Here is a 26,503-nt window from a genome sequence, read left to right on the forward strand (position 1 = left end):
ATGGCCCGATCCTCTTATCATCATGGCAATCTGCGCCAGGCCCTTGTCGAGGCCACGGTGCGGCTGATCGAGGAGAACGGTCCGCAGGGCTTTACCCTGGCCGAGGCCGCGCGCCTGGCCGGGGTCAGCGCCGCGGCGCCCTATCGCCATTTCACCGGCCGCGAGGATCTGCTGGAGGAGGTCGCCCGGCAGGGATTCGAGGAATTCGCCGCCCGGCTGGGGGCCGCCTTCGACGACGGCCGCCCGCGGCCTCTGACCGCGTTCCTGCGCATGGGGCAGGAATATCTGGGCTTCGCGGCCGAGCGGCGCGGCTTCTACATCGCCATGTTCGAATCCGGCATCTCGATCACCGGCAATTCCGGGCTGCAACAGGCGTCCGAGCGGGCGCGGGGCGTGCTGGTCCGCGGGGCCGAATCGCTTTTCGTCAACCGCCCCGGCCCGCAGCCGCCGCCCGGCATGATCGCCGACCATATCTGGGCGCTGAGCCATGGCGTGGTCGAACTGTTCGGGCGCGGCAAGCCCGGCTCGCGCTCGCCCATCTCGGCCGCTGACATGCTGGAAAGCGGCGCGCTGATCTATCTGCGCGGGCTGGGCGTGATCCCCGACTGAACCCCTTGGCTGAAAATTTTCGCCGCATCCCTTGAACCCGGCCGGCCGCGCTCCATTTATGTAAATGTGATTAACATTCACATCGGAAAGGGACCGCAATGAACACTGACATCGCCCCGCGCCCCTCCGCCTTCGACCGGATCGGCGCGGCATTGGCCGGCATCCGGGACTGGCTGGACGAGCGCGGGAAGGGCGCCTGGATCGCTGCCATGATCCTGGCCTTCATCGCCTGCTGGCCTTTGGGCCTTGCCATCCTGGGTTACATGATCTGGAGCAAACGCATGTTTTCTTGCCGCCACCGCCATCATCACCACGGCCACCGCTATCGCCAAGGTTTCGGCGCGCCGACCGGCAACAGCGCCTTCGATGCCTATCGCGAGGAAACGCTGAAACGGCTCGAGGACGAGCATCGCGAATTCCTCGACTTCCTGCAGAAGCTGCGCGAGGCCAAGGACAAGGTCGAGTTCGATCAGTTCATGCAGGGCCGCAACCAGCCGCAGCCGCCCGCGCCGCAGGCCTGAGGCGCGCCGCCAACCGAATGCGAAAAGGGCCGGGGATCACCCGGCCCTTGGTCAATAGGAATACTCGCCGTAGATGCGGCTCAGATCGCCCGCCCATTCGCCGTGGTATTTCCCCAGCAACTCGTCGGCGGGCACCTTGCCCGTCTCGACGCTTTCCTTGAGCGCGTTCAGGAAATGCGTCTCGTCCGGGACCAGCCCGCCCGAGCCGGTGCGGGCCCGCGCCTTCAGCCCGGCTTCCGAGATCGCCAGCACCTCGCGCGCCAGATCGCGCATCTTCACGCCGTTCACCTCGGCATCCAGCGCCAGCAGGCCGGCGCCGCGCCGCCAGGCCTCGCGCGTCTCGGCATCCCAGCCTTTGACCAGATCCCAGGCGGCGTCCAGCGCCGACTGGTCATAGACCAGCCCGACCCAAAGCGCCGGCAGGGCGCAAAGCCGCCGCCAGGGCCCGCCGTCGGCGCCGCGCATCTCGATGAATTTCTTGACCCGCGCCTCGGGGAAGACCGTGGTCAGGTGGTCCGCCCAGTCCGACAGGGTCGGGATCTCGCCCGGCAGCGCCGGCAGCTTGCCCTGCAGAAAATCGCGGAAGCTCTGCCCCAGCGCGTCGATGTATTTGCCGTCGCGATAGACGAAATACATCGGCACATCGAGCACGTAATCGACCCAGGCCTCATAGCCGAAGCCGTCCTCGAAGACGAAGGGCAACATGCCGGTGCGCGCCGCGTCGAGATTCTGCCAGATATGCGCGCGCCAGCTTTTCCAGCCGTTCGGCTTGCCGTCGAGGAAGGGAGAATTGGCGAAAAGCGCATTCGCCACCGGCTGCAGGGCCAGCGCCACCCGCAGCTTCTGCACCATGTCGGCTTCCGAGGCGAAGTCCAGATTCACCTGCACGGTGCAGGTGCGATACATCATCTGCGTGCCCAGCGTGCCGACCCGGCCCATGTAATCGGTCATCAGCCGGTAACGCCCCTTGGGCATCATCGGCATCTGCTCCTGCGTCCAGATCGGCGCGGCGCCCAGACCGATGAAGCCGGCGCCCAGCTCATCCGCCACGGTCTTCACCTCGGCCAGATGCTGATTCACCTCGTCGCAGGTCTGGTGGATGGTCTCCAGCGGCGCGCCCGACAGCTCCAGCTGACCGCCGGGTTCAAGACTGACATTGGCGCCGTCGCGCTCCAGCCCGATGATGTTGCCCGCCTCCAGCACCGGGGTCCAGCCGAAGCGGCTCTGCAGCCCCTCCAGCATGGCCTTGACCGAGGGCTGGCCGGGCGCAGCCTCGTAGGGCAGGGGCATCAGGTCGGCATGGCGATAGCCGAATTTCTCGTGCTCGGTGCCGATGCGCCAAGCCTCGCGCGGTTTCTCGCCCGCGGCGATATATTCGACCAGCTGTTCGGGACGTTCGATCGGGCCGCCGCCCTGTTGGGGAATGGACATCGGTGGCCTTTCGTTTGCCTTGCGTGCCACAGGTGGCAAGCGAGGCGCGTCAAGTCAAGCGGGCGCGCGCCGGCCTCGTCCAAACGGTCTGGATCGTCGGCGCCGCCTGGGCCAGGGCCGCGGAAAGGCGCCCCATCTCGATCCCCGGCAGGGTGGCGAAGGCGCCGGCCAGATGCTCGGCCCCCGTCGCATCCACCGGGATCAGCAGCGCCTGGCCATCGGCGCTTTTCAGCCGCCAGTGCCGGCGGCCGTTCAGCCGCATCAGCCGGATCTCGGCCAGTTCGCGCAGCGCGATCTCGCCGCCCAGCAGCCGGTTGGGCGACAGGTAGCGGATCGCGCCCTCGTCCAGCTCGACCATGCCGGGGCCGAGCGAGCCGTGGCGGAAGCGCATCCGCCGCCGCGCATCCAGTGCCCAGAGCGCCGAAGCCGCGGCGATCGCCGCGCCGATGGGCCACAGGATCCAGCCGCCCAGCGAGAACAGCCACAGCCCGAACCCGGTCGCGACCAGCGCGGCGCCGGTCTCGGCCCAGGGGCGCAGCTTCTCGGCCAGTTCCGGGCGGATCATCAAAGCTCCAGCGCCATGTCGCGATGCGGGATGCCGGCATCGTCATATTCCGGGCCGTAGGCGGCGAAGCCCAGCTTCTGGTAAAAGCCGATGGCATGGGTCTGGGCGCCCAGCTTGGCGCGGGTGACGCCGGGCAGGGCGCGCAGCTCGTCCAGCGCCGCGCGGATCAGCGCCGCGCCGGCCCCGGTGCCGCGGGCCGATTGCAGCACCGCGACGCGGCCGATCTTGCCGGTCGCGCCCTGGACCAGGATGCGGGCGGTGCCGATGGCCGCGCCGCTGTCGTCGCGGGCCAGCAGGTGGATCGCCGCGCCATCGCGGCCGTCCCATTCCTCGGCCTCGGGGACGTTCTGCTCGACGACGAAGACCTCGCGGCGGATGGCGCGGCAGGTGTCGAGGTCGGTGGTCTTCTCGATCATGCGAAGTAACGCTCCAGGATGCGGCGATAGATGCGGGCCAGCTGGCGCACCTGCTCGGCCGGCACGCGTTCGTCCACCTGATGCATGAAATGCCCCACCAGCCCGAATTCAAGCACCGGGCAATGATCCTTGACGAAACGCGCATCCGAGGTGCCGCCCGAGGTGGACAGCGCCGGGTCGAGCCCGGTTTCCTCGCGCACCACGCTGGCGACCAGATCGACGAAGGGGCCGGGCCGGGTCAGGAAGCTTTCGCCCGACACATCGGTCGAGATGGCGAAATCCACCCTGGTCTCGGCCGAAACCGCCGCCGCGCGGGCACGGATCATCCGGTCGAGGCTTTCGGAGCTGTGCGTGTCGTTGAAGCGGATGTTCACCACCGCCCGCGCCCGTTCCGGGATCACGTTCGAGGCCGGGTTGCCGCAATCCACCGTCGTGACCTGCAGGCCCGAAGGGTCGAAATGCTCGGTCCCCTCGTCCAGCGGCGCCTCGGTCAGTTCGTTCAGCAGCCGCACCAGCGCATGGATCGGGTTGCGGGCGCGATGCGGATAGGCGGCGTGGCCCTGGACGCCATGCGCCTCGATCCGCAGCGTCATCGAGCCGCGGCGGCCGATCTTGATCATCTCGCCCATGCGGTCGGGATTCGAGGGCTCGCCGACGATGCAGACATCCATCCGCTCGCCCTCGGCTGCCATCCAGTCCAGCAACGCGCGGGTGCCGTGCTTGCCGGGGCCCTCCTCGTCGCCGGTGATGGCCAGGATCACCGCGCCGTCCGGCGGCGGCGTCTCGGTCACGAAGCCGATGGCGGCGGCGACGAAGGCGGCGACCCCGGACTTCATGTCGGTGGCGCCGCGGCCCCAGATCCAGCCCCCGGCCTCGTGCCCGGAAAAGGGCGGATGCGTCCAACTGGCCGGATCGCCGGGCGGCACCACGTCGGTATGGCCGTTGAAGCCGAAGGTCCGCGCGCCTTTCGCCCCCCAGCGCGCGAACAGGTTCGGCACCCCCTCGCGGTCGACGCGGCGGCATTCGAAGCCCGCCGCGCCCAGCACCTCTGCCAGAAGCTGCAAGGCGCCGCCTTCCTCGGGCGTGACCGAGGCGCAGCGGATCAGCCTTGCGGTCAGTTGCGCGGGATCGGGGATCGGGGCGGATTGCGTCATGGGCGGGCCTTTCGCTTTTGGCCCTGATTACACCGCCGGCCCCGCAAGCTCCAGCGCGCGGCGCAGCAGGTTGGCGCCGGTCAGCACCAGCAGGATCAGCGTCCAGCGCCGGAACCGCGCCGCGTCCAGCCGGTCATGCGCCAGATAGCCCAAGCCCATGCCGATCAGGGCCGGGATCACCAGGATGGCGGAAAGCGGCAGGGTCCGGGCGTTCAGCAGCCCCGATTGCAGATGCGAGACGGTCAGCATCGCCGCGCCCAGGAAGAACACCACTCCCTGCACCCGCATCTGTTCGGTCTTGGGGGCGTGCAGCGACAGCAACAGCACCAGCAGCGGCGGCCCCCAGATGCCCGAGACGCCGCCGATCAGCCCGCCGATGACCCCGGTGGCGATCTCCATGCGCCGGCGGTGATGCACCGGCAGGACCAGGCTGCGGCCGAGGATCTGCCACAGCGCGAAGACGGTGATCGGCAGGCCGATGATGGCATACATCAGCCATTGCGGCACCCGCGGGGCGAAGGCGGCGCTGACCGGGATGAACAGCACGACCATGCCGATATGCCAGCGATAGGCCCAGCTTGCCTGCCAGGCGGGGCGCCAGCCGCCGCGCAGCGCCTGGCGGATATTGGTGACCAGCACCGGCAGGATCACCGCCGCCACCGCCTGCTGCGCGGTCAGGAAGGATCCCAGCGCCGCCAGCATGATCATCGGCATGGCAAAGCCGATGGCGCCCTTCACGAAGCCGGAAAACAGCGTGATCGCGATGGCGGTCCAGAAATGGAAGGGGTCGAGGCCAGCGCAGCACATGGTCTGGAAATGTCAGCAGGGGAATGGTGCTGTGAGAGAGGATTGAACTCCCAGAAATCGCACCCTAACCATTGTTTATGCTAGATAAAATCTGGACCACTTGGTGAGTTTGTATACCAGTCGCGTATCCCGGTCAACGGTTCCGTTCGAGGCGCTGGGCGGGCGTCCCAAGGGCCGGGCATAGGGTGGGGGAAGCTGTCCGAATGCCTTCCCCTGAATTGCCCTTTCGGACTTCTGCCGGGAGCCTCCGGGGGTCAGCCTAGCGCCGTGCCCTGCCGTTCGGCCTTCCGCGCCCCGCGATATGCCAGCTTGTCCGCCCGTTCGTTCAGGTCCGTTCCGTTGTGGCCTCGGACCCATTGCCACGTCACGTTGCGGCCCTCGGCTTCGGCTTCCAGCTTCTCCCAGAGGTCGCGGTTCTCGACCGGCCACCCGGTGCCGGGGTCTTGGTGGTGGTGTCCATAGTTATTCCTGGGTTTGTTCCATGCGGCACCGCCCGGCTACCTCCTGGGCAACCGGGGCTGTGATCCGCTGATGTGTCTGCCGGGTTGCTGGGCCTATCCGGCGAGGGTCTCGGCCATCTCGTTCAGTTCCTTGACCAGATGCGTCAGGCCCCGCAGCGCGGTATGGGTGCGTTCATCCGCCAGTTCCCGCAGCGTCTCGGCAGTTTCCTTGCGGCCCGCTACCTCCTGCATCCATGCCTCGCTGTGCAGGGCTTGGGCAGTTTCGACCTGAGCCACCATCTGCGCAGCCAGGTCGGCCAAGTCGCATACGGAATAGGTGATCTGGTCCATGCCGGTGTCGTCGCTGCTGTTCGTCATTGTCATTTGTCGTATTCTCCGTTGATGTGGTTCGGAAAAATTTCTTTCTCCAATAGGGGGTGGTGATTGCCATCACCGTAGAGCCTCCCAAACGGCTCTTAGAGCCCCATCAGTCCCGCCCGCCGCTTACCACCAGAAATCCACAGAAGCCGCTACAAGGCCATTCCAATAGCCTCCTAGGCCATATCCCGAAACGAAAAGGGAACCGCCTTCGCGATCCCCTCCGCCGTCCTGCACTGGTCCGCTGGTTCCTCCACCAGCCCCGGTTTCACCGCCCGCGGATCAGGACCGTCCTTGAGATGGAAAAGTAGATGCAGCCCACCCAGACTTCAAAGCTGCGATCCTCGCACCTGACCGCGAGCCTTGGCCCTCGGTGCCGTGACCACCGCGACACCTGCACAAATGCGTCAAGGAAACCTGCATTCAGATAGAGCCATCTCATGAAAAACCTCGCGTCTGATGGTGTTGTTCGATGCGCCGTTGATGCCCGCCATTGGGTTGTTTTGTCAATAACTATATGAAACCATTGAGCTAATCTCGCAAGTGGGAATATTCTGCCCCCGCCATTCCCCGGCAGGTCAGCAGCTTATCGCCCAGACATCAGCGGATGCGCCCGCAAGTGGGAACGGTGTCACCTGCCACGCTGTCCACTTCCCAAAACGTCAAAGGACCGCCCCGAAGCGGTCCCCCTGATGCCTTGCTGTGATCCGTCAAAGCCCATTATCCCCATGTGGTATATGCGCAACACATCTGCGCCGGTCAGCCTTCCGTTCCGCTACGCCACGGCCTGACCTTCCCACTTGGCAAGGACTGTCTCCGCCCCGACCATATCCCCCAGCAGCCGTTGCACGGTCGGTCGCGTCAGCCCCGTTGCCTTGGCTATTGCTGATGGGCCTGCACCCTGGGCTTCCATGTCCCGCAGCATCTCCAACTGTTCCCGCGTATAGCTCGGTTTCCGCCCCCGATATTTGGCAGGGTCTGCCGCCCGGTGAAACGCGATGCCTGCCCGCTGGGCCTCCTTGGTGGCCTCGGCTTGTGCCTGCGCTGTCGCCGCCATGAAACCAATGAGGGCATCCCTGACTGCCTGCTGCATCGGGTCTTTCGTGTCCCCGTCAAAGGTCAGGCCATTGATGACCGTCCTGATGATAACGCCCTGCCGCATGAAATCGCGGATGGTGTCGGTCACGTCCTGATAGTTCCGCCCCAGCCGGTCAACCCACCGCACCACCAGCACATCCCCGGCCCGCAGCTTGTCGAACAGCCTTCGCCCCTCGGGTCTGTCCCGCAGGCTGGTGGTCACGCCGGATGTCGCTTCATCCGCCACCACCTCGTCAATGGCAAAGCCTGCTGCTTCTGCCTGCGCCTTCTGATGCGCCGTTGTCTGGTCGGCTGTGGACACTCGGGCGTAAAGGACGGTTCGGGACATGGGCTATCTCCTGCCAGCTAGGGTTATGCCAACATGAATAACTGCCCAGAATGCAAAGTCAACCCTTATGGGCACCCTTCCGGGCACCTTTTCAACTGTCCATGAGGGTATACCCTGTGGGCACCCTGCCACGTCTGGGGGAGGTGGTGAATGATGCGGTGCATCCTCGGACGCAACGTCCAGCGCCAAGGCCACCCCTACCGGCTGGGCAGGACTAGCCAAGGCCACGGCCCCCATTTACCCAGCGCCCGGTCTCGGCCCCTCATAAGCGATCCGCAGGGGCCACCCGGGGGAAGCTGCGGAATTCCTTATTATGATTTGCCGTCAAAGAATTTCGCTCAGAACATCCCGGGGTGTCTCCCCATCCTGCCCATCCCCGCCGATCCTGTAGAACGGCAGCTTGCAGATTTCCCGGTGCTTGGCTTTCACCTTCCGGTCGCCATAGTTCTCCGCAGCCCTCGCGTTGGCATGGCCTTGGATCGCATCGGCCCATTCCTGCGCTATGTCGTGGTCGTGGCACAGCGTCTTGAACCTGTGTCGCCATGCGTGGTTCGGCTGTAAGTCCTTGTCGGAAACCTTCGCGTGTTCCTTGACCCACCAGCCAATCCGTCCGCTGGTGCCCTGCGGGCCTGTCCCCGGGGCGTGAAAGATGGGGCCGGGGGGCAGGGCCTCCACCATCTCAAGCAGTCCGTCCTTCACGAGCTGGGGGTGCAGGGGCACGGTGCGGAACTGCTTGGTCTTGACCGAACCGGCCTCGGGCGTGATCCTGATGCACGGGATGCCGTCGATGGTCTGAAAGTCCTCGCGCCTAAGCTGGGTGATCTCTGTCACCCTCGCCCCGGTATGGGCGCATATCCACGGAACCCAGCGGATCGCCCGCTTGGTGTGGTCGGCCCACTTGTCCGAGATGCCCACGCCGGCCTTGGCCGCTGCCAGCACCTTCCGGGCCTCGTCATCGGTATAGCCCTTTTCCCGGTTCACCACGCGCTTGGCGGTCTCGACCACGATGCCGTCTGTCGGGTCGTTCAAGCCCATTGCCCGAGACTTGGCAAAGCTGAACATGCGCTTGACCACCGCCAGATACTTCTGCCCGATGGTCTTGGTGCTTAGGCTTCGGTCGTCCCGCAGGTGGTCGGTCCATCTCACAATGTCCTGCGGGGTTATGTCCCCGATCCGGCCGTGGCCGATGAAGGCGATGAGGTCTCCCAGCTTCTGCCGGAAGTCTCGGGTGGTTTTGTCCACAACGCCCTTGGCCTTGGCATCCTTCTCCCACGCCTCGAACAGGTCGGTCAGGGTCGGGCCGGTGGCCTTGTCTGGCGCAACCGCGCTGGGCTTGCCTGTGCTGGTCGCCCCATCCTCGAAAGCCGGGAACCTGTCCGCCTTGGCATCCGGGGACCAATCCCCCGAGCCTCGCCGCACCTGCTGTTCCCCGAACTGGACAAAGGCCCGGTGCATGGATTGCAGCAGCCTTGCCCGGCTGTCGTCATCCACCGCCAGCCCTCGGCCCATCAGCAGCCGGTCGGCATCCTCGCCGTGCATCCGTTCCAGCCCGGTAGGGTCCGGTTCCTGCACGGCTGTCAGCCCCGCATCCCATTCCTTCGGGCTGCCCGGTTCATTGCCATGCTGGCTGGTCAGGTCGCGGTAGTAGTCCCCGGCAATGGCCTCTGTCTGGCGCTGGGTGAGCCTTTCAGGCCCGTCCTCGGCTGCCTGCTGGATCACCCGCAGATGCTCTTGAAGGGCGGCGGAGGCGTCCCTGTATCGCTCCTTGGCCGTGGCTATGTCCTTGGTCCGCAGGGACAGCTTGACGTGTTGGCCCAGCTTCACCCGACAGGGTTGGCCGTCCACCAGCAGCAGCACCGACTTGCCCTGGGCGGCATCCCGCAGCCGCGTGGGGACACGCTCGAACAGATAGTAGGTTCCCGAGTCGGGATGCTTCCAGGGTGTCGGCATTCGCAAGCCCATGTATACCACCTCTGTATACAAGTGAGGTGGCCCAGACCCCTGAATAATCAGGATATTCCAGCAAATCAACGGGATAGGATGGTGCTGTGAGAGAGGATTGAACTCTCGACCTCTCCCTTACCAAGGGAGTGCTCTACCACTGAGCTACCACAGCATCGTGGGCGGGGCTTTAGACCGACTGCGGCGGGCGCGCAAGGGGGAAGAGTCGGAAAAAATGCATTTCGCCATTCCCCGCCGATCCCGCCCGGCCGGCCGCGCCGCCGCTGGACGCAAGCCGGCAAGGACGCTAACAGAAGACATGGTGAAAACACCCCGCGATCCCAGGCAAGACACACGCGAAGCGCGGCTCAAGGCGGCGCTGCGGGCCAATCTTGCGCGGCGCAAGGCGCAGGGCCGCGCACGGGCCGGGACGGCGGAAGACAGCACGAACGAGCAGCACGAGCCAGAGATGCCGGCAAACGGCCAGACGCCCGGGAACGAGGATTAGATGGACCAGATCATTGTAAGGGGCAACGGGCCGCTGAGCGGCGAGATCCCGATCGCCGGCGCCAAGAACGCCTGCCTGACGCTGATGCCGGCGACGCTGCTGACCGACCAGCCGCTGACCCTGACCAATGCGCCGCGGCTCTCGGACATCCGCACCATGACCGCGCTGCTGCAGTCGCTGGGGGCCGAGGTGGCCAGCCTGCAGGATGGGCAGGTGCTGGCGCTGTCCAGCCACGACCTGACCAGCCACCGCGCCGAATACGACATCGTGCGCAAGATGCGTGCCTCGATCCTGGTGCTGGGGCCGATGCTGGCGCGCGACGGCCATGCGGTCGTGTCGCTGCCCGGCGGCTGCGCCATCGGCGCCCGGCCGGTCGACCTGCACCTGCGCGCGCTCGAGGCGATGGGGGCGGAACTGGACCTGCGCGAGGGCTATGTCCACGCCAAGGCGCCCGCCGGCGGGCTCAGGGGCGCGGTGATCGACTTCCCGCTGGTCTCGGTCGGGGCGACCGAGAACGCGCTGATGGCGGCGACGCTGGCCCGCGGCACCACCGTCATCAACAATGCCGCGCGCGAGCCCGAGATCGTCGATCTGGCCGAATGCCTGCGCCGCATGGGCGCGCAGATCGAGGGCGAGGGGACGTCGACCATCACCGTCGAGGGCGTGCAGGCGCTGGGCGGCGCCACGCATCCGGTGGTCACCGACCGGATCGAACTGGGCACCTACATGCTGGCCCCGGCGATCTGCGGCGGCGAGGTCGAGTGCCTTGGTGGCCGCATCGACCTGGTCGCCGCCTTCTGCGAAAAGCTCGACGCGGCCGGCATCGAGGTGGTCGAGACCGCCCGCGGCCTCAAGGTCTCGCGCAAGAACGGCCGGGTGCGGGCCGTGGACGTGGTGACCGAACCCTTCCCCGGCTTCCCGACCGACCTGCAGGCGCAGATGATGGCGCTGCTTTGCACCGCCGAGGGCACCTCGGTGCTGGAGGAGAAGATCTTCGAGAACCGCTTCATGCATGCGCCGGAACTGGCGCGCATGGGCGCGCGGATCGAGGTCCATGGCGGCCACGCCACCGTCCATGGCGTCGAAAAGCTGCGCGGCGCCCCGGTGATGGCGACCGACCTGCGCGCCTCGGTCAGCCTGATCTTGGCCGGGCTGGCCGCCGAGGGCGAGACCATCGTCAGCCGGGTCTATCACCTGGATCGCGGCTACGAGAAGGTCGTGCGCAAGCTGCGCGGCGTCGGCGCCGATATCGAACGCATCAAGGAGGCCCCCGCCGATGGCTGACGCCCGTTTCACCGATGCCGATCCCGCGCCGCTGGCGCTGCTGGCCGGCGATGCCGACGACCTGACGGTGATCTCGGCCCTGGCGCAGGATGCCATCCTGCCGGTGACCGAGATCGCCTATGACGGCCGCCATCGCCAGCTGGCGCTGCTGCTGAACCGTTTCCGCTGGGAGGATGCCGAGCTCGCCCGCCGCGACGGCCGCCCCTATGAGCGGGTGCGGTCGGTGCTGCTGATCTCGGACGTGCGGCGGGTGCAAAGCGACGGCATCGACCGCAAGGACCAGGACCTGATCCTGGAACTGCTGGCGCTGACCTGGCAGCCGGGCGAAGACGGCACCGGCCGCCTGCTGCTGGAATTCGCCGGCGACGGCACGCTGGCGATCGAGGTGGAATGCCTGAATGTCGAACTGCGCGACGTGACCCGGCCCTATGTCGCCCCCTCGCGCCGCGTGCCGCAGCATCCCGAGAACTGATCTGGCGGATCTTCCGGGTCCGGCATGGCGCCGGTCGCAAGATGGCATGAGCATTTGAAGGCCGCCGAGAACGCGCGATTTCGCCGCTTCCCAAAGACGCGAACCCGCGCCGCATCGACGGGCCCGGCCGCGCCATAGCCGCTTGAGCCCCTTGGTCCGAGCCGTTAACAAGGGCGGGTCATTGAAGGCCCGAGCCATGCCCATCCATCTTTCCAGCGCCCAACCCGATTTTGCCGAACGCTTTTCGGCGCTTCTGTCCATGAAGCGCGAGGATGCGGCGGATGTGAACGATGCCGTGGCGGCGATCATCGCCGATGTGCGCGACCGGGGGGATGCCGCCCTGGTCGAGCTGACCAAGCGCTTCGACCGTCTGGCGCTGACGCCCGAGACGCTGGCCTTCTCGAAAGCCGAGATCGCCGCCGAGATCGCGAAGGTTTCCGCCGAGGACCGCGCCGCGCTGGCCATGGCTGCGAACCGCATCCGCGCCTATCACGCCCGGCAGATGCCCGACGACCTGGGCTGGACCGATCCCGAGGGCGCGACCCTGGGCTGGCGCTGGACCCCGGTCTCGGCGGCCGGCCTCTATGTGCCGGGCGGGCAGGCGAGCTATCCCTCCTCGGTGCTGATGAACGCCATCCCGGCGCGGGTCGCCGGGGTCGAGCGGCTGGTGATCTGCGTGCCGACCCCCGACGGGGTGGTCAATCCGCTGGTGCTGCTGGCGGCCGAACTGGCCGGGGTGGATGAGATCTATCGCATCGGCGGCGCGCAGGCCATCGCGGCGCTGGCCCATGGCACCCGGACCATCCGCCCGGTGGACAAGATCACCGGGCCGGGCAATGCCTATGTCGCGGCGGCCAAGCGGCAGGTCTTCGGCCGGGTCGGCATCGACATGATCGCCGGTCCCTCCGAGGTGCTGATCATCGCCGCAGGCGCGCAGAACCCGGAATGGCTGGCGCTGGATCTGCTGGCGCAGGCCGAGCATGACGCCGATGCCCAGTCGATCCTGATCACCCCCGACGAAGCCCTGGCCCGCGCCGTGGTGGCCGAGGTCGAGCGCATCCTGCCGACCCTGCCGCGCGCCGCGGTGGCCGGGGCGAGCTGGCGCGACTATGGCACGGTGATCGTGACCCGCGACCTCGACGAGGCGGCGGCGCTTTCCGACCGGCTGGCGCCCGAGCATCTGGAGCTCTGCGTGGACGACCCCGAGGCGCTGGCGGAAAAGACCCGTCATGCCGGGGCGATCTTCCTGGGCGGCTGGACGCCCGAAGCGGTGGGCGATTATGTCAGCGGCCCGAATCACGTCCTGCCCACGGCGCGCTCGGCGCGGTTCTCCTCCGGCCTGTCGGTGATGGATTTTCTCAAGCGCACCACGCTGGCCCGGCTCTCGCCCGAGGCGCTGGGGGCGATCGGCCCGGCCGCGGTAAGGCTGGCCGAATCCGAAGGGCTGTCGGCGCATGGCCGCTCGGTCTCGGCGCGGCTGGCGGCTTTGAACAGGGGGCAGTCATGAGCCAGCCCACGGACCGGCTGTGCCGAATCGACATCGACGACAGCGTGCTGCCGCCGGCCACCCCCGAGATCGAGCAGGAGCGCCGCGTCGCGGTCTTCGACCTGCTCGAGGATAACAGCTTCGTGCTGCCCGGCCGCGACGGGCAAGAGGTTCCCGCCGGCCCCTATGCGCTGGCCCTGGCGGTGCGCGAAAAGCGGCTGGTCTTCGACATCGCCACCGAATCCGGCGGCAAGGTGGCCGAGTTCCACCTGTCGCTGGGCCCGTTCCGGCAGACGGTCAAGGATTACTTCCAGATCTGCACCAGCTATTTCGACGCGGTGAAGCGGCTGCCGCCGGCGCAGATCGAGGCCATCGACATGGCCCGGCGCGGCATCCACAACGAGGGCGCCCGCACCCTGCAGGAGCGGCTGGAAGGCAAGGCCGAGGTCGATATCGACACCGCGCGGCGCCTGTTCACCCTGATCTGCGCCCTGATCCCGGGGTGATTCGTGGCCGGACCGATACCCCATTCGGTGCTGTTCTGCTGCGATCACAACGCCATCCGTTCGCCCATGGCCGAGGGGATGATGAAGAAGTTCTACGGCCGCGCCGCCTATGTGCAATCGGCGGGGGTCAGGAACGACATGGAGATCGACGGCTTCGCCATCGCCGTCTGCAAGGAGATCGGCGTCGAGCTGTCCACCCACCGCTCGCGGTCCTTCGAGGAAATGAAGGCCTGGGGCGATGATCTGACCAGCTTCGATCTGGTGATCGCGCTGTCGCCGGCCAGCCAAAGGCAAGCTCTTGAACTGACACGGGTTTCGCATCTGGACGTGGAATACTGGCCGATCATGGACCCCAGCGGCCTGGCCGAGGGGCGCGAGGCCAAGCTGGCGTTTTACCGCACCGTGCGCGACCAGATCCGCAAGCGGATGATCGAGCGTTTCGGCCCGCCGACCGAAGCGTGAGAGAAATTCCTGGCGCGCTAACGGAATCTTAGCCTCTTGCCGCAATCATGCCGGAAACCCCTTGCAGGAGTACCGCATGACCGAAATCCGGCGGCTCGACCTCCCCCTCGAATGGGCCCTGCGCGCCATGGGCACGCATCGCGCGGTGCTCATCCTTGATCTTGCCGGCCATATCGTGGCGGTGAACCAGACCTGTCTCGACATGAGCGGCTATCGCCGGCAGGAGCTGATCGGCCGGTCGGTCGTCATGCTGCTGGACCCATCGGAAACGGTGCCGATCCGGCTGCGGCAGGTGCTGGAAGCGCCAGGGGGCTGCGACGCGCGCATTCACGGACTGACGCAGCTTGCCGGGTCGCGCCGGCGGTTCCGGGTCGATGCCCGCATCTGCCCGATCCGTGACGATCAGGGGCAGGTCTGCCTGAACGTGGTGTTCCTGCGCGAACCGGCCGAGGAGGCCGGGCCGCTGCGCCAGATGCTGCCCGGGGCGACGGGCATGGGGCAGGTGATCCGCCTGCCGCGCCGCGTGCCCGGCGCGCCATGGCCGGGGCAGGCGGACGGCGCCGGGACCGATGCGGGTCACATGCTCGCGACGCGCTGCGAGCATTGACCGCCCTTCCGGAGGATCGGGATGGCCGGCCGCGGTTCAGACCACCACCGCCGCGCCCTCGGTGGCCGGGCCGACATGGCGGCGGAAGGCGGCGAACAGCTCCCGCCCCAGCCCTTCAGCCGAATGTGCGGGATCGTGCTTGGCCGGCGCGCGCTCCTCGAAGCCCTCGGCCAGGCAGGTCAGCGTGCCTTGCACCGCGTCAAGCCGCACCACGTCGCCGTCCCGCAGCCGCGCCAGCGGCCCGCCATCGGCGGCCTCGGGCGAGATGTGGATGGCGGCCGGCACCTTGCCCGAGGCGCCGGACATGCGCCCGTCGGTGACCAGCGCCACCCGCAGGCCGCGATCCTGCAGCACCGCCAGGGTCGGGGTCAGCGAATGCAGCTCGGGCATGCCATTGGCGCGCGGGCCCTGGAAGCGGACGACGACCACGACGTCCTCGGTGAACTCGCCGCGCTTGAAGGCGGCCTTCACCTCCTCCTGGTCGGCGAAGACCCGGGCGCGGGCTTCGATGACATGGCGCTCGGGCGCCACGGCCGAGACCTTGATGACGCCGCGGCCCAGATTGCCGGACAGCTGCTTCAGCCCGCCGGTGGCGGCGAAGGGATGGCCGGCCGGGCGCAGGATCTTGTCGTTCAGCGTCTCGCGCGCGCCCTCGGCCCATTCGATGCGACCGTCCTTCAGCTTCGGCTCGCTGGCATAGGCGCCAAGCCCGCCGCCGGCGATGGTGCGCACATCCTCGTGCAGCAGCCCCGCCTCCAGCAACTGGCCGATCATGAAGCCGAGCCCGCCCGCGGCGTGGAAATGGTTCACGTCGGCCAGGCCGTTGGGATAGACCCGGGCCATCAGCGGCACCGTCTCGGACAGGTCGTGGAAATCCTCGAGATCCAGGATCACCCCCGCCGCACGCGCCATGGCCGGCAGGTGCAGCACCAGGTTGGTCGAGCCGCCGGTCGCCATCAGCCCGACGATGCCATTGACGAAGGCGCGCTCGTCCAGCACCTCGCCCGCCGGCAGGTAGTCGTTGCCCAGCCGGGTGATCGCGGCGGCGCGCGTCACGGCGGCGCTGGTCAGCGCCTCGCGCAGCGGCGTGTTCGGGTTGACGAAGCTCGACCCCGGCAGATGCAGGCCCATGAATTCCATCAGCATCTGGTTGGTGTTCGCAGTGCCGTAGAAGGTGCAGGTGCCCGGCGCGTGATAGCTGGCCATCTCGGCCGCCATCAGCGCCTCGCGGTCGATCTCGCCGGTGGCGAATTGCTGGCGGACCTTGGATTTCTCGTCGTTGGGCAGGCCCGAGGGCATCGGCCCGGCCGGGACAAAGACCGCCGGGATATGGCCGAAGGTGCCGGCGGCGATGATCAGCCCCGGCACGATCTTGTCGCAGACGCCGAGATACAGCGCGGCGTCAAAGGTGTCATGGGACAACGCCACGCCCGAGGCCAGCGCGATCACGTCGCGGGAAAACAGCGACAACTCCATCCCCGGCCGGCCTTGCGTCACCCCGTCGCACATCGCCGGCACGCCCCCCGCCACCTGCGCCGTGGCGCCGGCGGCATGGGCCGCCCGGCGGATCAGGTCGGGGTAACGCTCATAGGGCTGATGGGCCGAGAGCATGTCGTTATAGGCGGTGACGATGCCGATGTTGGGCTTGCGGGTGGTGGCAAGATCCTGCTTGTCGGGCATGGCGGCATAGGCATGGGCCTGGTTGCCGCAGGACAGATGGGCGCGGCGCGGCCCTTCCTCGGCGGCGCGGGCGATCTTGGCCAGATAGGCGCTGCGGCTATGGATCGAACGTTCGCGGATGCGGTCGGTCACCCGGTCGATGGTGGCGTGCAGGGTCATGGCTCGCTTCTCCTTTGGCGCCAATGTATCCTGTTAGCGGTAACATTGCAACCGGCCCGCTCTTGCCCGCCGGCGTCTGTCGTGGCAATCCTGCCGCGTTTTGCACGAGGCCGCCATGACCGCCGATCTGCCCATCATCCGACTGCGCCCGAAATCCAAGCCGCAGGCGATCCGCCACGGCTTTCCCTGGGTCTTTGCCGACGAGCTGGTCACCGACCGGCGCACCCGCGCCATCCCGGCAGGCAGCTTCGCGCTGCTCGAGGATGCCGAGCGCCGGCCGCTGGGCCTGGTCACGGTGAATCCCGAATCGAAGATCATCGCCCGGATGATGGATCCCGACCCGCAGGCGCGGATCGGCCACGACTGGATCGCCGCGCGATTGCAGCGGGCGTTGGCGCTGCGCGAACGGCTGTTCGATGCGCCCTTCTACCGGCTGGTCCATGCCGAGGCCGACGGCCTGCCCGGCACCATCATCGACCGTTTCGGCGATGCCGCGGTGATCCAGCCCAATGCCGCCTGGGCCGAGCGCATGGTCGAGGAGATCGCCGCGGCGCTGCGCCAGGTGACCGGGGTCTCGACGGTGATCCTGAACGGCCAGGGCCGGGTGCGCGGGCTCGAGGGCCTGCCCGAGCGGATGGAGGTGCTGTCGGGCGCGGTTTCCGGCCCTGTCGAAGTGCCGATGAACGGCGCCATTTACCTTGCCGATCTGACGCAGGGGCAGAAGACCGGGTTGTTCTATGACCAGCGTCCCAACCACGCCTTCGCGCAGCGGCTGGCGCGCGGCCAGCGGGTGCTGGACGTGTTCTCGCATGTCGGCGGCTTCGGCCTGGCGGCGCTGGCGGCAGGTGCGACCCAGGCCATCTGCATCGACGGCTCGGCCGCGGCGCTGGACCTGGCGCGGGGCGGTGCGCGCGCCATGGGCGCCGAGGCGCGGCTGACCACCCGCCAGGGCGACGCCTTTGAGCAGATGGAGGCGCTGGCCGCCGAGGGCGCGCAGTTTGACCTGGTGATTTTCGACCCGCCGGCCTTTGCGCCCTCGAAACCGGCGCTGGAGGCGGGCTTGCGCGCCTATGAGCGGGTGGCGAAGCTGGCGGCGCCGCTGGTGGCGCCGGGCGGCTATCTGGGCCTGTGTTCCTGCAGCCATGCCGCCGACCTGACCGCCTTCCGCAATGCCAGCGCCCGCGGCATCGGCCGGGGCGGGCGGCGGATGCAGCTTCTGCATACCGGCCAGGCCGGGCCGGACCATCCGACGCTGCCGCAGCTGGCCGAGACCGGCTATCTCAAGGCGCTGTTCTTCCGGCTGGACGGATGAAGGCGGTTCTGGACGCCTGCGTGCTGTTCCCGACCGTGTTGCGGGAAATCCTGATCGACACGGCGGCGGCGGGGCGGTTTCAGCCGCTGTGGTCGCGCCGCATCCTGGACGAATGGCGCCATGCGGCCACCCGGCAGGGCAGTGATGCCGGGGTCGAGATCGCGCTGCTGGAATCGCGCTTTCCCCAAGCGCTGGTCGAACCGGGGCAGCGCGTGCTTGGCTTCGACCTGCCCGATCCGGCCGACCGGCATGTGGTCGAATGCGCGCTGGCGGCGGGGGCCGAAGCCATCGTCACTGCGAATCTGCGCGATTTTCCGGCGCGGAGGCTGGCCCCGGCCGGGCTGCGGGCGATCCACCCCGACGAATTCCTGCGCGACCTTTACCTGCAGGCACCCGAACCCGTGCTGGCGGCCATCGCCGCGACCGAGGCGCGGGCCCGCGCCGCCGGCGGCGCCTTGAGCCGCAACGAGTTGATGCGCCGCGCCCGACTGCCGCGCCTTGCCAAGGCCATCGCCCGGCTGGAAACCCCGGAATCGCCGGCCTTTTCGCCGCCCGCCGCGCATGGAACCCCCCGTCGGGAACAGGACTGACCATGAGGATCGGATTGCAGGACTTGATGTTACCGCTAACATCCGCTAATCGACAGATCAGCGATGAGGAGGCAGCGATGGTTTCACGCATCATTCCGGTTGAGGATTTCGACCTGGTGATCTTTGGCGCCACCGGCGACCTGGCCCGGCGCAAGATCGTGCCCGGCCTCTATCGGCGGTTCGTGGCGGGACAGGTGCCGGGCAGCGCCCGCATCATCGGCGCCGCCCGCACCCGGCAGGACGACGCGGCGTTTCGCGCCGACATGCGCCAGGCGATCCGCGAATTCGTCGGCAAGCACGAGGACGAGGCGCAGGTCGCGGCCTTTCTCGACATGCTGGGCTATGTCGCCATCGACGCCCGCGGCGCCGAAGGCTGGGCCGAGCTGAAGGCGCGCACCAGGCCCGGCGTCGTCCATGGCTTCTACTTCTCGGTCGCGCCGGCGCTGTTTGGCGACATCGCCGAGCGCTTGGCCGCGAACGGCATCGCCGACGGGGACAGCCGCATCGTGGTCGAGAAACCCTTCGGCCGTGATCTGGAAACCGCGCGCGCGCTCAATGCCACCCTGGCGCGGCATTTCGCGGAACGGCAGATCTACCGGATCGACCATTACCTGGGCAAGGAAACCGTCCAGAACCTGATGGCGGTGCGTTTCGCCAATATCCTGTTCGAGCCGTTGTGGAACGCGCAATATGTGGACCATGTGCAGATCACCGTGGCCGAGACGGTCGGCGTCGGCGGCCGCGGCGAATATTACGACCATTCCGGCGCCATGCGGGACATGGTGCAAAACCACCTGATGCAGCTTCTGTGCCTGATCGCCATGGAGCCGCCCTATCACATCGACTCGGATGCGGTGCGCGACGAGAAGCTCAAGGTGATCCGGGCGCTCGAGCCGGTGCCGGCCGGCGACATCGTGCGCGGCCAGTACCTGGCCGGTCCCGACGGTCCCGGCTATCTGGAGGATGCCGAGAATCCGGCCTCACGCACGGAAAGCTTCGTCGCGCTCAAGGCGCATATCGCCAACTGGCGCTGGACCGGCACGCCCTTCTACCTGCGCACCGGCAAGCGGCTGCGCGCCCGCACCAGCGAGATCGTCATCACCTTCAAGGAGCCGCCGCATTCGCTGTTCGACGACAGCGGCACCCACAAGGCCAACCAGCTCGTCATCAAGCTGCAACCGAACGAAGGCATGAACCTGACCATGATGATCAAGGAACCGGGGCCGGGCGGCATGCGGCTGGTGCAGGTGCCGCTGGACATGAGCTTTGCCGACGCGCTGGGCGCCGATGGCACCGACATGCCGGACGCTTATGAACGGCTGATCATGGACGTGATCCGCGGCAACCAGACCCTGTTCATGCGCGGCGACGAGGTCGAGGCGGCCTGGGCCTGGACCGACCCGATCATCGCGGCATGGGAGAACGGCTCGAAGCGGCCGGAACCCTACGACCCGGGATCCAGCGGCCCCGAGGAAGCGTTGCGCCTGCTGCATCGCGACAACCGCCGCTGGAGGGAGATCCGCTCATGAGCGTGGAATTCATCGAATATGCCGATCGCGAGATGCTGTTCCTGTCGCTGGCGGACCGGCTGGCCGGGCAGCTTTCGCAGCATCTGCGGGTGAACGACGCCGCCAGTCTCTGCGTGCCGGGCGGCACCACGCCGGCGCCGCTTTACGACTACCTCTCGGGCAGCGAGGTGGACTGGGCGCGCGTCACCGTGCTGCTCAACGACGAGCGCTGGGTGGACGGAGAGCACCTGCGCTCGAACGGCCGGCTTTTGCGCCGCCACCTGCTCAAGGACAAGGCGGCGGCGGCGCATTACATCGACCTCTATACCGGCGACGCGCGCCCCGAGGCCGCGGTGCCGGCGCTGACCGAGGCCATCGCTCCGCATCTGCCGCTGACCGTGCTGCTTCTGGGCATGGGCACCGACATGCATACGGCAAGCCTGTTCCCCTCGGCCTCTGAAACGGTGCTGGCGCTGGCCCCCGATGCGCCCAGCGTCATGGCCATCAACAGCCTGAAGGACGAGCCGCGGATCACCCTGACCGCCTCGGCGCTCGGCGGCGCCATCAACACCCATCTGCTGATCGCCGGCGCCGACAAGCGCGAGGCCTTCGAGCGTGCGCAGGGTCTCGACCCGATCGAGGCGCCGATCCGGGCCTTCCTGGGCGACATCACCGTGCATTGGGCAGAGTGACATGACCGATATCTGGACCAGACTGACCGACCATCGCAAATCGCAAGGCGCGCTGCGGATCGAGGCGCTGTTTGCCGCCGACCCGGCCCGCGCCGCGGGCTTTTCCACCCGCGCCGAGGGGCTGGTGCTGGACTGGTCCAAGACCTCCATCGACGACACCGCCCGGGCGCTGCTGCTGGAACTGGCGCAGCCGGTCGCCGAACGGCGCGAGGCGATGTTCGCGGGCCAGCGCATCAACGAGACCGAGGACCGCGCCGTGCTGCATACCGCGCTGCGCAACCTTGACGCCAGCGTCATGGTCGAGGGCCAGGACGTCATGCCCGAGGTGCGCGCCACCCACGCCCGCATGGGCGCCTTCGCGCAAAGCGTCCGCGACGGCAGCTTCGCGGGCCAGGGTGGCAAGATCACCGACGTGATCAACATCGGCATCGGCGGCTCGGACCTGGGTCCAGCCATGGCGACCCGCGCGCTCTCGCCCTGGCACGACGGGCCGCGGCTGCATTTCGTCTCGAACGTGGACGGCGCCGATATCGCCGACACCATCGCCGGGCTCGATCCGGCGACCACGCTGGTCATCGTTGCCTCCAAGACCTTCACCACCATCGAGACCATGACCAACGCGCAAACCGCGCTGGACTGGATGGCGAAGACGGTGGCGCAGCCGGCGGCGCAATTCGCCGCGCTGTCCTCGGCCACCGACCGGACCGCCGAATGGGGCATCGACGCGGCCCGCGTCTTCGGTTTCGAGGATTGGGTCGGCGGACGCTATTCCATGTGGGGGCCGATCGGGCTGTCGCTGATGATCGCCATCGGACCCGGGCAGTTCGACCGCTTCCTGGCCGGAGGCGCGGCGATGGACCGGCATTTCCGCCAGGCGCCGCTGGCGGAGAACCTGCCGGTGATCCTGGCGCTGGTGGGCATCTGGCACCATCAAATCTGCGGCTATGGCACCCGCGCCGTGCTGCCTTATGACAACCGACTGGCGCGGCTGCCGGCCTATCTGCAGCAGCTCGAAATGGAATCGAACGGCAAGCGGGTGGCCATGGACGGCAGCGACCTGACATTGCCCTCGGGCCCGGTGGTCTGGGGCGAGCCGGGCACCAACGGCCAGCATGCCTTCTACCAGTTGATCCACCAGGGCACCGCCATCGTGCCCTGCGAATTCATCGTCGCCGCCCGCGGCCACGAGCCGGAGCTTGCGCATCACCACCTGCTGCTGACCGCCAATTGCCTGGCGCAATCCGAGGCGCTGATGCGCGGCCGCTCGCTGGACGTGGCGCTGGATCTCATGCGCGCCAAGGGGTTGACCGGCGCCGAACTGGAACGCCAGGCCCGTCACCGGGTCTTTCCCGGCAACCGCCCCTCGACGACGCTGCTGATCGCGGAGCTCGATCCTTTCACGCTGGGCCAGATCGTCGCGCTTTACGAGCATCGGGTCTTTGCCGAGGGGGTGATCCTGGGCATCAACAGCTTCGACCAATGGGGGGTCGAACTCGGCAAGGAACTGGCGCTGAAGGTCGCCCCGCTGCTCGAGGGCAAGCCCGCCCCCGGCCACGATCCCTCGACCGAGCAGCTGGCGGCGCTGATCCGCGCAGCGCGCGGCTGACCTTTTCTTCGTTGCCCCAATAGCCATGGGACGGCGCCGCCGGCGCTGCCCCCGCCGCTTGGGGCCGGCTTCCCGCAATTCGGACCCCCCGCAATTCGGGTCCAGAACGCGGGCCCGGAACGCGGGCCCGGAAAACCGGATTGACCCGCGCCGCATCCCGATTAGCCTCGGCTTGCGCAAACGGGAAGGGTGCAAACGGAAGGACAAGGCATGGATCTTCTGGCAAAGGCGACGGCGATCGTGGGCGGTGCGATGGTGTTGATGCGGCGCATGGGCGCACCTCGCCGCGCGGCATTCGGCCCCAGCCCCGCCATTCCACAGGCGAAGAAACAGGGCATCATGACCCTGAAGATGCCCACCGCCCGCGGCTGGGCGCCGGGACAATTGCCCAAGGCCGCGCCCGGGCTGCGCGTCAACGCCTTCGCGCGCGAGCTGCAGCATCCGCGCTGGATCGAGGTCCTGCCCAATGGCGACGTGCTGGTGGCCGAAGCGCTGCAAGAGGCCAGCCCGCCGAAATCGCTGCTCGACCGCGCCACCCAGGCCACCATGCGCCGCGCCCGGGCGCTGGGCACCAGCGCCAACCGCATCACGCTGTGGCGCGACAGTGACGGCGACGGCGTGGCCGAAACGCGCGAGGTGTTTCTGGAGCGCCAGCGCCAGCCCTTCGGCATGGCCCTGGTCGGCGAAACCTTCTTCGTCGGCAATACCGACGGCATCGTCGCCTTCGCCTATCAGCCGGGCGCGGCCCGGCTGGACGGGCCCGGCCGCCGGCTGGTCGCGTTCAAGCCCGGCGGCCACTGGACGCGCAGCCTGATCGTTTCGCCCGACCGCAAGCGGCTTTACTGCGGCGTCGGCTCGCTGACCAATATCGGCGACGAGGGCATGGAGGCCGAGGCAGGCCGCGCCGCGATCTGGGAGCTGGAGCTGGAAACCGGCCGGGCGCGGATCTTCGCCTCGGGCCTGCGCAATCCGGTCGGCCTGGCTTGGGAGCCCACGACCGGCGCGCTCTGGACGGTGGTGAACGAACGCGACGGGCTGGGCGACGAGACGCCGCCCGACTACCTGACCTCGGTGCAGGACGGCGGCTTCTATGGCTGGCCCTATTGCTACTGGGGCCAGACCGTGGACGACCGCGTGCCGCAGGACCCGGCCGAGGTCTCCCGCGCCATCACCCCGGATTACGCGCTGGGCGGCCATACCGCCTCGCTGGGTCTGTGCTGGATGCCCGAGGGCACGCTGCCCGGCTTTCCGGACGGCATGGTGATCGGCCAGCACGGTTCCTGGAACCGCTCGACCCTGTCCGGCTACAAGCTGATCTTCGTGCCCTTTTCCGGCGGCCGCCCCTCGGGTCCGCCGCGCGACATCCTCTGGGGCTTCCTGTCCGAGGACGAGCGGCATTCCTATGGCCGCCCGGTCGGCGTCGCCATCGGCCCGGACGGCCGGTCGCTTCTGATGGCCGACGACGTGGGCGACGTGATCTGGCGGGTCAGCGCCGCCTAGAGCCGGTCGAAGACCGAGCCCATGCGCGGCGCGAACAGCCGCTCATAGGTCCGCAGCAAGGCGGTGTCGGTCATGGCGGCGACGCAATCGCAGAGGATGCGCAGGCCATCCCCGTTTTCGCCCCCGGTCTCGGCGAAACGCGCCCGCCATTCGCCGGGCAGCAGCCGGCCGGGGTCCGAGCGCAGTGCCTCGAAGACCTCGACCACCATGGCCTGACCCTTGAATTCCAGTTGCTGCACCCCGGCGCTGCGGATCACCCGGTCGAAGACGAAGCCCTTCAGCGCCCCCAGCAAGCGGCGCGGCGCCTCGGCCAGCTCGACCCGCCAGCGCAGCAGCGGCTCGCGGAAGCCGGGTTCCTCGCGGAAGCGCACCGCGCCGATGAAGTGATGCACCAGCGCGCCGATGCAGCGCTTGCGGGCGGCGGGCGGGCCGAACAGCTGCGCCACCATCCGGTGGTGATCGCCGAACCCGCCGCCAGCCTCGGGCGGCAGCGCGGCGCGCAATTCCTCGGCCGAGACCAGCCCCAGCGCGATGGCGTCCTCGAGATCGTGGACGCCATAGGCGATGTCGTCGGCCACGTCCATGATGCTGCAATCCAGCGATTTGTGCAGCGTGGTCGCGTGGCCGCCTGCATGGGTGCGGATCTCGGCAAAGCGCAGCCGGTCCTCGGGGTCGAGCGGCGCAAGGATCCAGTCCACCACGCCGCTTTCGCAATCCAGGTGGCATTTCGGCGGCGTCGAGGCCGCCGCGTCGATGCTGCGCAGCACCGACAGCCTGTCGTGCAGGCGCGGGCGCAGCGCCGGATTCTGCAGCCGCGACCAGCTGGCGGGGTATTTCAGCACTCCCAACAGGCTGCGGCGCGTCAGGTTCACGCCGGGCTCGGGCGCCGCATCGACGGGCTGGGACAGCAGGCGCAGGGTCTGGCCATTGCCCTCGAAACCGCCGGCATCGCGCATGCACCAGTTCAGCGCCGCCTCGCCGCCATGGCCGAAGGGCGGATGCCCCAGGTCATGCGCGCAGGCGATGGCCTGGATCATGCTGCGGCCGGGCAGGGCGGCCGTGGCGGGGTGCTGGGGGAATGTCCCCTGCAAGTGCTGCACCAGCCCGCCGGCGATCTGCGCCACCTCCAGCGAATGGGTCAGGCGGGTGCGGTAGAAATCGCTGTCGCCCAGGTTCAGGATCTGCGTCTTGCCCTGCAGCCGGCGAAACCCGGCAGAGTGGATGACCCGGGCATAGTCCACGTCGCCCTCGTCGCGGAAATCGTCGGCGGGGCGGGCGTGCGGTGCGTGCCGCGCCAGCCAGGCGGGGTCTAGAACCATTGCCCCGGCTCCATCAGGCCGAAATCCATCAACTGCTGCGAATTCCAGCGGAAGGGATACGAGTTCCGCCAGCGGAAGCTGCGGATATGCGCGCGCGAGCCGGGATTCTTCACCAGCGCCTTGGCCACCCGGAACGACGCGATGGCGGCGGTCAGGTTGTGATGCCAGGGGCAGGCATAGGTGTTGTATTCCTCGACGTTGAAGCGGTGGTCGGGCAACAGGCGCAGGCCCGGCCGGGTGCGGAACAGCGCGATGCGGTCGATGCGGCGGCGGTCCTGGGGAATGTATTCCTCGAAGCGCCAGCGCAGCCCGCCATGGAAATCCAGCTGCCGCTCCTTGTGGCGGCCCTGGCGGTCGGCGCGGCCGAGCGCGAAATAGCCGGTGCGGTCGAACATCGCCTCGTTCAGGCTGATCGCGTCGGGGAAACGCTGCAGGTCGGGCGCATAGAGGTCCACGACATAGGTCAGCATGGCGCTGCGCCGCTCCTCGGCATGGAAGGCCAGCATCTCGCCCACCGTGCGATGCTCCGAGAAGGGATAGAACAGGAATTCCGCGTTGTAGCCGTAATACAGCCAGGTGCCCTCGGGCATCAGTTCGATGGCGATGTTCACCGCCTCGACATGGGCGCGGCCGTGCCGCGACTCGTGACGCAGGTTGACGATCTTCGTCGCGCCGGTCTCGGGGACGGCATGGGCGGGCAGCGGCTCGGGCGACAGCGCCAGGATCAGCCGAAACCCCGCCTTCAGAAGATGCTCCAGCGTCTGGGCGACGGCCGCCTGGTCCTCGATCAGCACCAGCGCGATCGGGCCCTTGACCAGCCGGTCGGGCGATTCCCGCAGGAACTGGGCGAGGGGGCGGAAGCTCACGGCAGGGCGGCCTTGATCTGGTCGAGCGCCCGGGTCAGCGCCGCGGGGTCCGAGCCGGCACGGTCGAGCAGCGCCGCCAGTTCGGCCTTGCGGGCCGGCGCCAGCGACGAGGCGTCGATGATGGCGCGCACCTTGCCGGCATCGAAGCCCTGCGGGGTCAGGGCCGAGTCGATCTCGACCGCCCGGCTGGCGGCGCTGCTGGCTTCGCGCGTGGCGCTGGCGGCCTCGCGCGCGGCGGTGCCCGCGGCGATGGCGGCG

General features: G+C 68.1%; 26 protein-coding genes, 1 tRNA gene and 2 pseudogenes. 15 read left to right on the forward strand and 14 right to left on the reverse strand.

What is annotated here, in order from left to right:
- Entirely contained in the window at window positions 1-609 is a 609-nt protein-coding gene (locus ACFOMP_RS08350) for a TetR/AcrR family transcriptional regulator (protein ID WP_379029418.1), read from the forward strand.
- A gap of 98 nt (window positions 610-707) precedes the next feature.
- Window positions 708-1,130 (forward strand): DUF2852 domain-containing protein, encoded by a 423-nt coding sequence (locus ACFOMP_RS08355; RefSeq protein ID WP_379029421.1) that lies wholly within the window; start codon window positions 708-710, stop codon window positions 1,128-1,130.
- A gap of 51 nt (window positions 1,131-1,181) precedes the next feature.
- Here the strand turns inward: ACFOMP_RS08355 and ACFOMP_RS08360 are convergent, their stop codons facing one another.
- From ACFOMP_RS08360 to ACFOMP_RS08405, 10 genes and pseudogenes are all read right to left on the reverse strand, one after another.
- Window positions 1,182-2,561, reverse strand: coding sequence for a glutamate--cysteine ligase (locus ACFOMP_RS08360; protein ID WP_379029424.1), 1,380 nt, complete (start codon window positions 2,559-2,561; stop codon window positions 1,182-1,184).
- 49 nt (window positions 2,562-2,610) lie between these two features.
- Complete coding sequence (locus ACFOMP_RS08365) at window positions 2,611-3,126, reverse strand: hypothetical protein (RefSeq protein WP_289895704.1); 516 nt, start codon at window positions 3,124-3,126, stop codon at window positions 2,611-2,613.
- A complete protein-coding gene (locus ACFOMP_RS08370; protein ID WP_379029427.1) occupies window positions 3,126-3,542 on the reverse strand; it encodes a GNAT family N-acetyltransferase in 417 nt (138 codons plus the stop codon). The genes ACFOMP_RS08365 and ACFOMP_RS08370 overlap by 1 nt, the downstream gene beginning before the upstream one ends.
- On the reverse strand, window positions 3,539-4,696 hold the full coding sequence (dapE, locus tag ACFOMP_RS08375) for a succinyl-diaminopimelate desuccinylase (protein ID WP_379029430.1): 1,158 nt from the start codon (window positions 4,694-4,696) through the stop codon (window positions 3,539-3,541). The genes ACFOMP_RS08370 and dapE overlap by 4 nt, the downstream gene beginning before the upstream one ends.
- Window positions 4,697-4,723: 27 nt before the next feature.
- Window positions 4,724-5,503 carry a sulfite exporter TauE/SafE family protein gene (locus ACFOMP_RS08380; protein ID WP_379029432.1) on the reverse strand — a complete coding sequence of 260 codons (780 nt, stop codon included), beginning with the start codon at window positions 5,501-5,503 and terminating at the stop codon, window positions 4,724-4,726.
- A gap of 254 nt (window positions 5,504-5,757) precedes the next feature.
- Window positions 5,758-5,925, reverse strand: a pseudogene (locus tag ACFOMP_RS08385) (RNase H family protein); the annotation flags it as partial.
- A 132-nt stretch (window positions 5,926-6,057) separates the two neighbouring features.
- Window positions 6,058-6,327 (reverse strand): hypothetical protein, encoded by a 270-nt coding sequence (locus ACFOMP_RS08390; RefSeq protein WP_379029435.1) that lies wholly within the window; start codon window positions 6,325-6,327, stop codon window positions 6,058-6,060.
- A 769-nt stretch (window positions 6,328-7,096) separates the two neighbouring features.
- A complete protein-coding gene (locus ACFOMP_RS08395; RefSeq protein WP_379029439.1) occupies window positions 7,097-7,747 on the reverse strand; it encodes a recombinase family protein in 651 nt (216 codons plus the stop codon).
- 324 nt (window positions 7,748-8,071) lie between these two features.
- Window positions 8,072-9,697 carry a hypothetical protein gene (locus ACFOMP_RS08400; protein WP_379029442.1) on the reverse strand — a complete coding sequence of 542 codons (1,626 nt, stop codon included), beginning with the start codon at window positions 9,695-9,697 and terminating at the stop codon, window positions 8,072-8,074.
- A gap of 91 nt (window positions 9,698-9,788) precedes the next feature.
- Window positions 9,789-9,863, reverse strand: a tRNA-Thr gene (locus ACFOMP_RS08405).
- 60 nt (window positions 9,864-9,923) lie between these two features.
- Between ACFOMP_RS08405 and ACFOMP_RS08410 the strand changes: the two genes are divergently transcribed.
- The 7 genes from ACFOMP_RS08410 to ACFOMP_RS08440 all read left to right on the forward strand — a co-directional run bounded on the left by ACFOMP_RS08410 (window position 9,924) and on the right by ACFOMP_RS08440 (window position 15,013).
- The gene (locus tag ACFOMP_RS08410) at window positions 9,924-10,196 is read left to right on the forward strand and encodes a hypothetical protein (protein WP_379029445.1); all 273 of its coding nucleotides are present in this window, start codon (window positions 9,924-9,926) and stop codon (window positions 10,194-10,196) included.
- On the forward strand, window positions 10,197-11,480 hold the full coding sequence (gene murA, locus ACFOMP_RS08415) for a UDP-N-acetylglucosamine 1-carboxyvinyltransferase (protein ID WP_289895700.1): 1,284 nt from the start codon (window positions 10,197-10,199) through the stop codon (window positions 11,478-11,480).
- Entirely contained in the window at window positions 11,473-11,952 is a 480-nt protein-coding gene (locus ACFOMP_RS08420) for a DUF2948 family protein (RefSeq protein ID WP_379029448.1), read from the forward strand. The genes murA and ACFOMP_RS08420 overlap by 8 nt, the downstream gene beginning before the upstream one ends.
- 196 nt (window positions 11,953-12,148) lie before the next feature.
- Window positions 12,149-13,459 carry a histidinol dehydrogenase gene (hisD, locus tag ACFOMP_RS08425; protein WP_379029451.1) on the forward strand — a complete coding sequence of 437 codons (1,311 nt, stop codon included), beginning with the start codon at window positions 12,149-12,151 and terminating at the stop codon, window positions 13,457-13,459.
- Window positions 13,456-13,944, forward strand: coding sequence for a UPF0262 family protein (locus ACFOMP_RS08430; protein ID WP_289895697.1), 489 nt, complete (start codon window positions 13,456-13,458; stop codon window positions 13,942-13,944). Before hisD ends, ACFOMP_RS08430 begins: the two co-directional genes overlap by 4 nt.
- Before the next feature lie 3 nt (window positions 13,945-13,947).
- Window positions 13,948-14,406 (forward strand): arsenate-mycothiol transferase ArsC, encoded by a 459-nt coding sequence (locus ACFOMP_RS08435; RefSeq protein ID WP_019352102.1) that lies wholly within the window; start codon window positions 13,948-13,950, stop codon window positions 14,404-14,406.
- Between the two features lie 76 nt (window positions 14,407-14,482).
- Window positions 14,483-15,013: a PAS domain-containing protein gene (locus tag ACFOMP_RS08440; RefSeq protein WP_379029455.1), complete on the forward strand. Its 531-nt coding sequence runs from the start codon at window positions 14,483-14,485 to the stop codon at window positions 15,011-15,013.
- Window positions 15,014-15,049: 36 nt separating this feature from the next.
- Here ACFOMP_RS08440 and edd read toward each other — a convergent pair whose 3' ends face one another.
- Window positions 15,050-16,852, reverse strand: coding sequence for a phosphogluconate dehydratase (gene edd / locus ACFOMP_RS08445; protein WP_379029458.1), 1,803 nt, complete (start codon window positions 16,850-16,852; stop codon window positions 15,050-15,052).
- A gap of 115 nt (window positions 16,853-16,967) precedes the next feature.
- Between edd and ACFOMP_RS08450 the strand changes: the two genes are divergently transcribed.
- The 6 genes from ACFOMP_RS08450 (at window position 16,968) to ACFOMP_RS08475 (ending at window position 24,060) form a co-directional block, all read left to right on the forward strand.
- Window positions 16,968-18,164 carry an RSP_2647 family RNA methyltransferase gene (locus ACFOMP_RS08450; protein WP_379029461.1) on the forward strand — a complete coding sequence of 399 codons (1,197 nt, stop codon included), beginning with the start codon at window positions 16,968-16,970 and terminating at the stop codon, window positions 18,162-18,164.
- Window positions 18,161-18,754 carry an RSP_2648 family PIN domain-containing protein gene (locus ACFOMP_RS08455; protein WP_379029464.1) on the forward strand — a complete coding sequence of 198 codons (594 nt, stop codon included), beginning with the start codon at window positions 18,161-18,163 and terminating at the stop codon, window positions 18,752-18,754. Before ACFOMP_RS08450 ends, ACFOMP_RS08455 begins: the two co-directional genes overlap by 4 nt.
- Before the next feature lie 77 nt (window positions 18,755-18,831).
- Window positions 18,832-20,283 carry a glucose-6-phosphate dehydrogenase gene (gene zwf / locus ACFOMP_RS08460; protein WP_379029467.1) on the forward strand — a complete coding sequence of 484 codons (1,452 nt, stop codon included), beginning with the start codon at window positions 18,832-18,834 and terminating at the stop codon, window positions 20,281-20,283.
- Entirely contained in the window at window positions 20,280-20,954 is a 675-nt protein-coding gene (pgl, locus tag ACFOMP_RS08465) for a 6-phosphogluconolactonase (RefSeq protein ID WP_379029470.1), read from the forward strand. Before zwf ends, pgl begins: the two co-directional genes overlap by 4 nt.
- 1 nt (window position 20,955) lies before the next feature.
- Window positions 20,956-22,560, forward strand: a complete 1,605-nt coding sequence (gene pgi / locus ACFOMP_RS08470) for a glucose-6-phosphate isomerase (RefSeq protein WP_289895690.1) — start codon at window positions 20,956-20,958, stop codon at window positions 22,558-22,560.
- 210 nt (window positions 22,561-22,770) lie between these two features.
- Window positions 22,771-24,060 (forward strand): PQQ-dependent sugar dehydrogenase, encoded by a 1,290-nt coding sequence (locus tag ACFOMP_RS08475; protein WP_379029473.1) that lies wholly within the window; start codon window positions 22,771-22,773, stop codon window positions 24,058-24,060.
- On the opposite strand, the gene ACFOMP_RS08480 is transcribed toward ACFOMP_RS08475, so the two are convergent.
- From ACFOMP_RS08480 to ACFOMP_RS08490, 3 genes and pseudogenes are all read right to left on the reverse strand, one after another.
- Window positions 24,057-25,379 (reverse strand): anti-phage deoxyguanosine triphosphatase, encoded by a 1,323-nt coding sequence (locus ACFOMP_RS08480; RefSeq protein ID WP_379029476.1) that lies wholly within the window; start codon window positions 25,377-25,379, stop codon window positions 24,057-24,059. The two genes, ACFOMP_RS08475 and ACFOMP_RS08480, sit on opposite strands and share 4 nt — an antisense overlap.
- The gene (locus ACFOMP_RS08485) at window positions 25,370-26,245 is read right to left on the reverse strand and encodes a glycosyltransferase family 2 protein (RefSeq protein ID WP_289895687.1); all 876 of its coding nucleotides are present in this window, start codon (window positions 26,243-26,245) and stop codon (window positions 25,370-25,372) included. Before ACFOMP_RS08485 ends, ACFOMP_RS08480 begins: the two co-directional genes overlap by 10 nt.
- Window positions 26,242-26,503 (reverse strand): annotated as a pseudogene (locus ACFOMP_RS08490) (hypothetical protein); the annotation flags it as partial. The gene ACFOMP_RS08485 and the pseudogene ACFOMP_RS08490, both read right to left, overlap by 4 nt.

The organism is Paracoccus simplex, assembly GCF_042648325.1.
In the GTDB taxonomy this organism is placed as follows: Bacteria; Pseudomonadota; Alphaproteobacteria; order Rhodobacterales; family Rhodobacteraceae; genus Paracoccus; species Paracoccus simplex.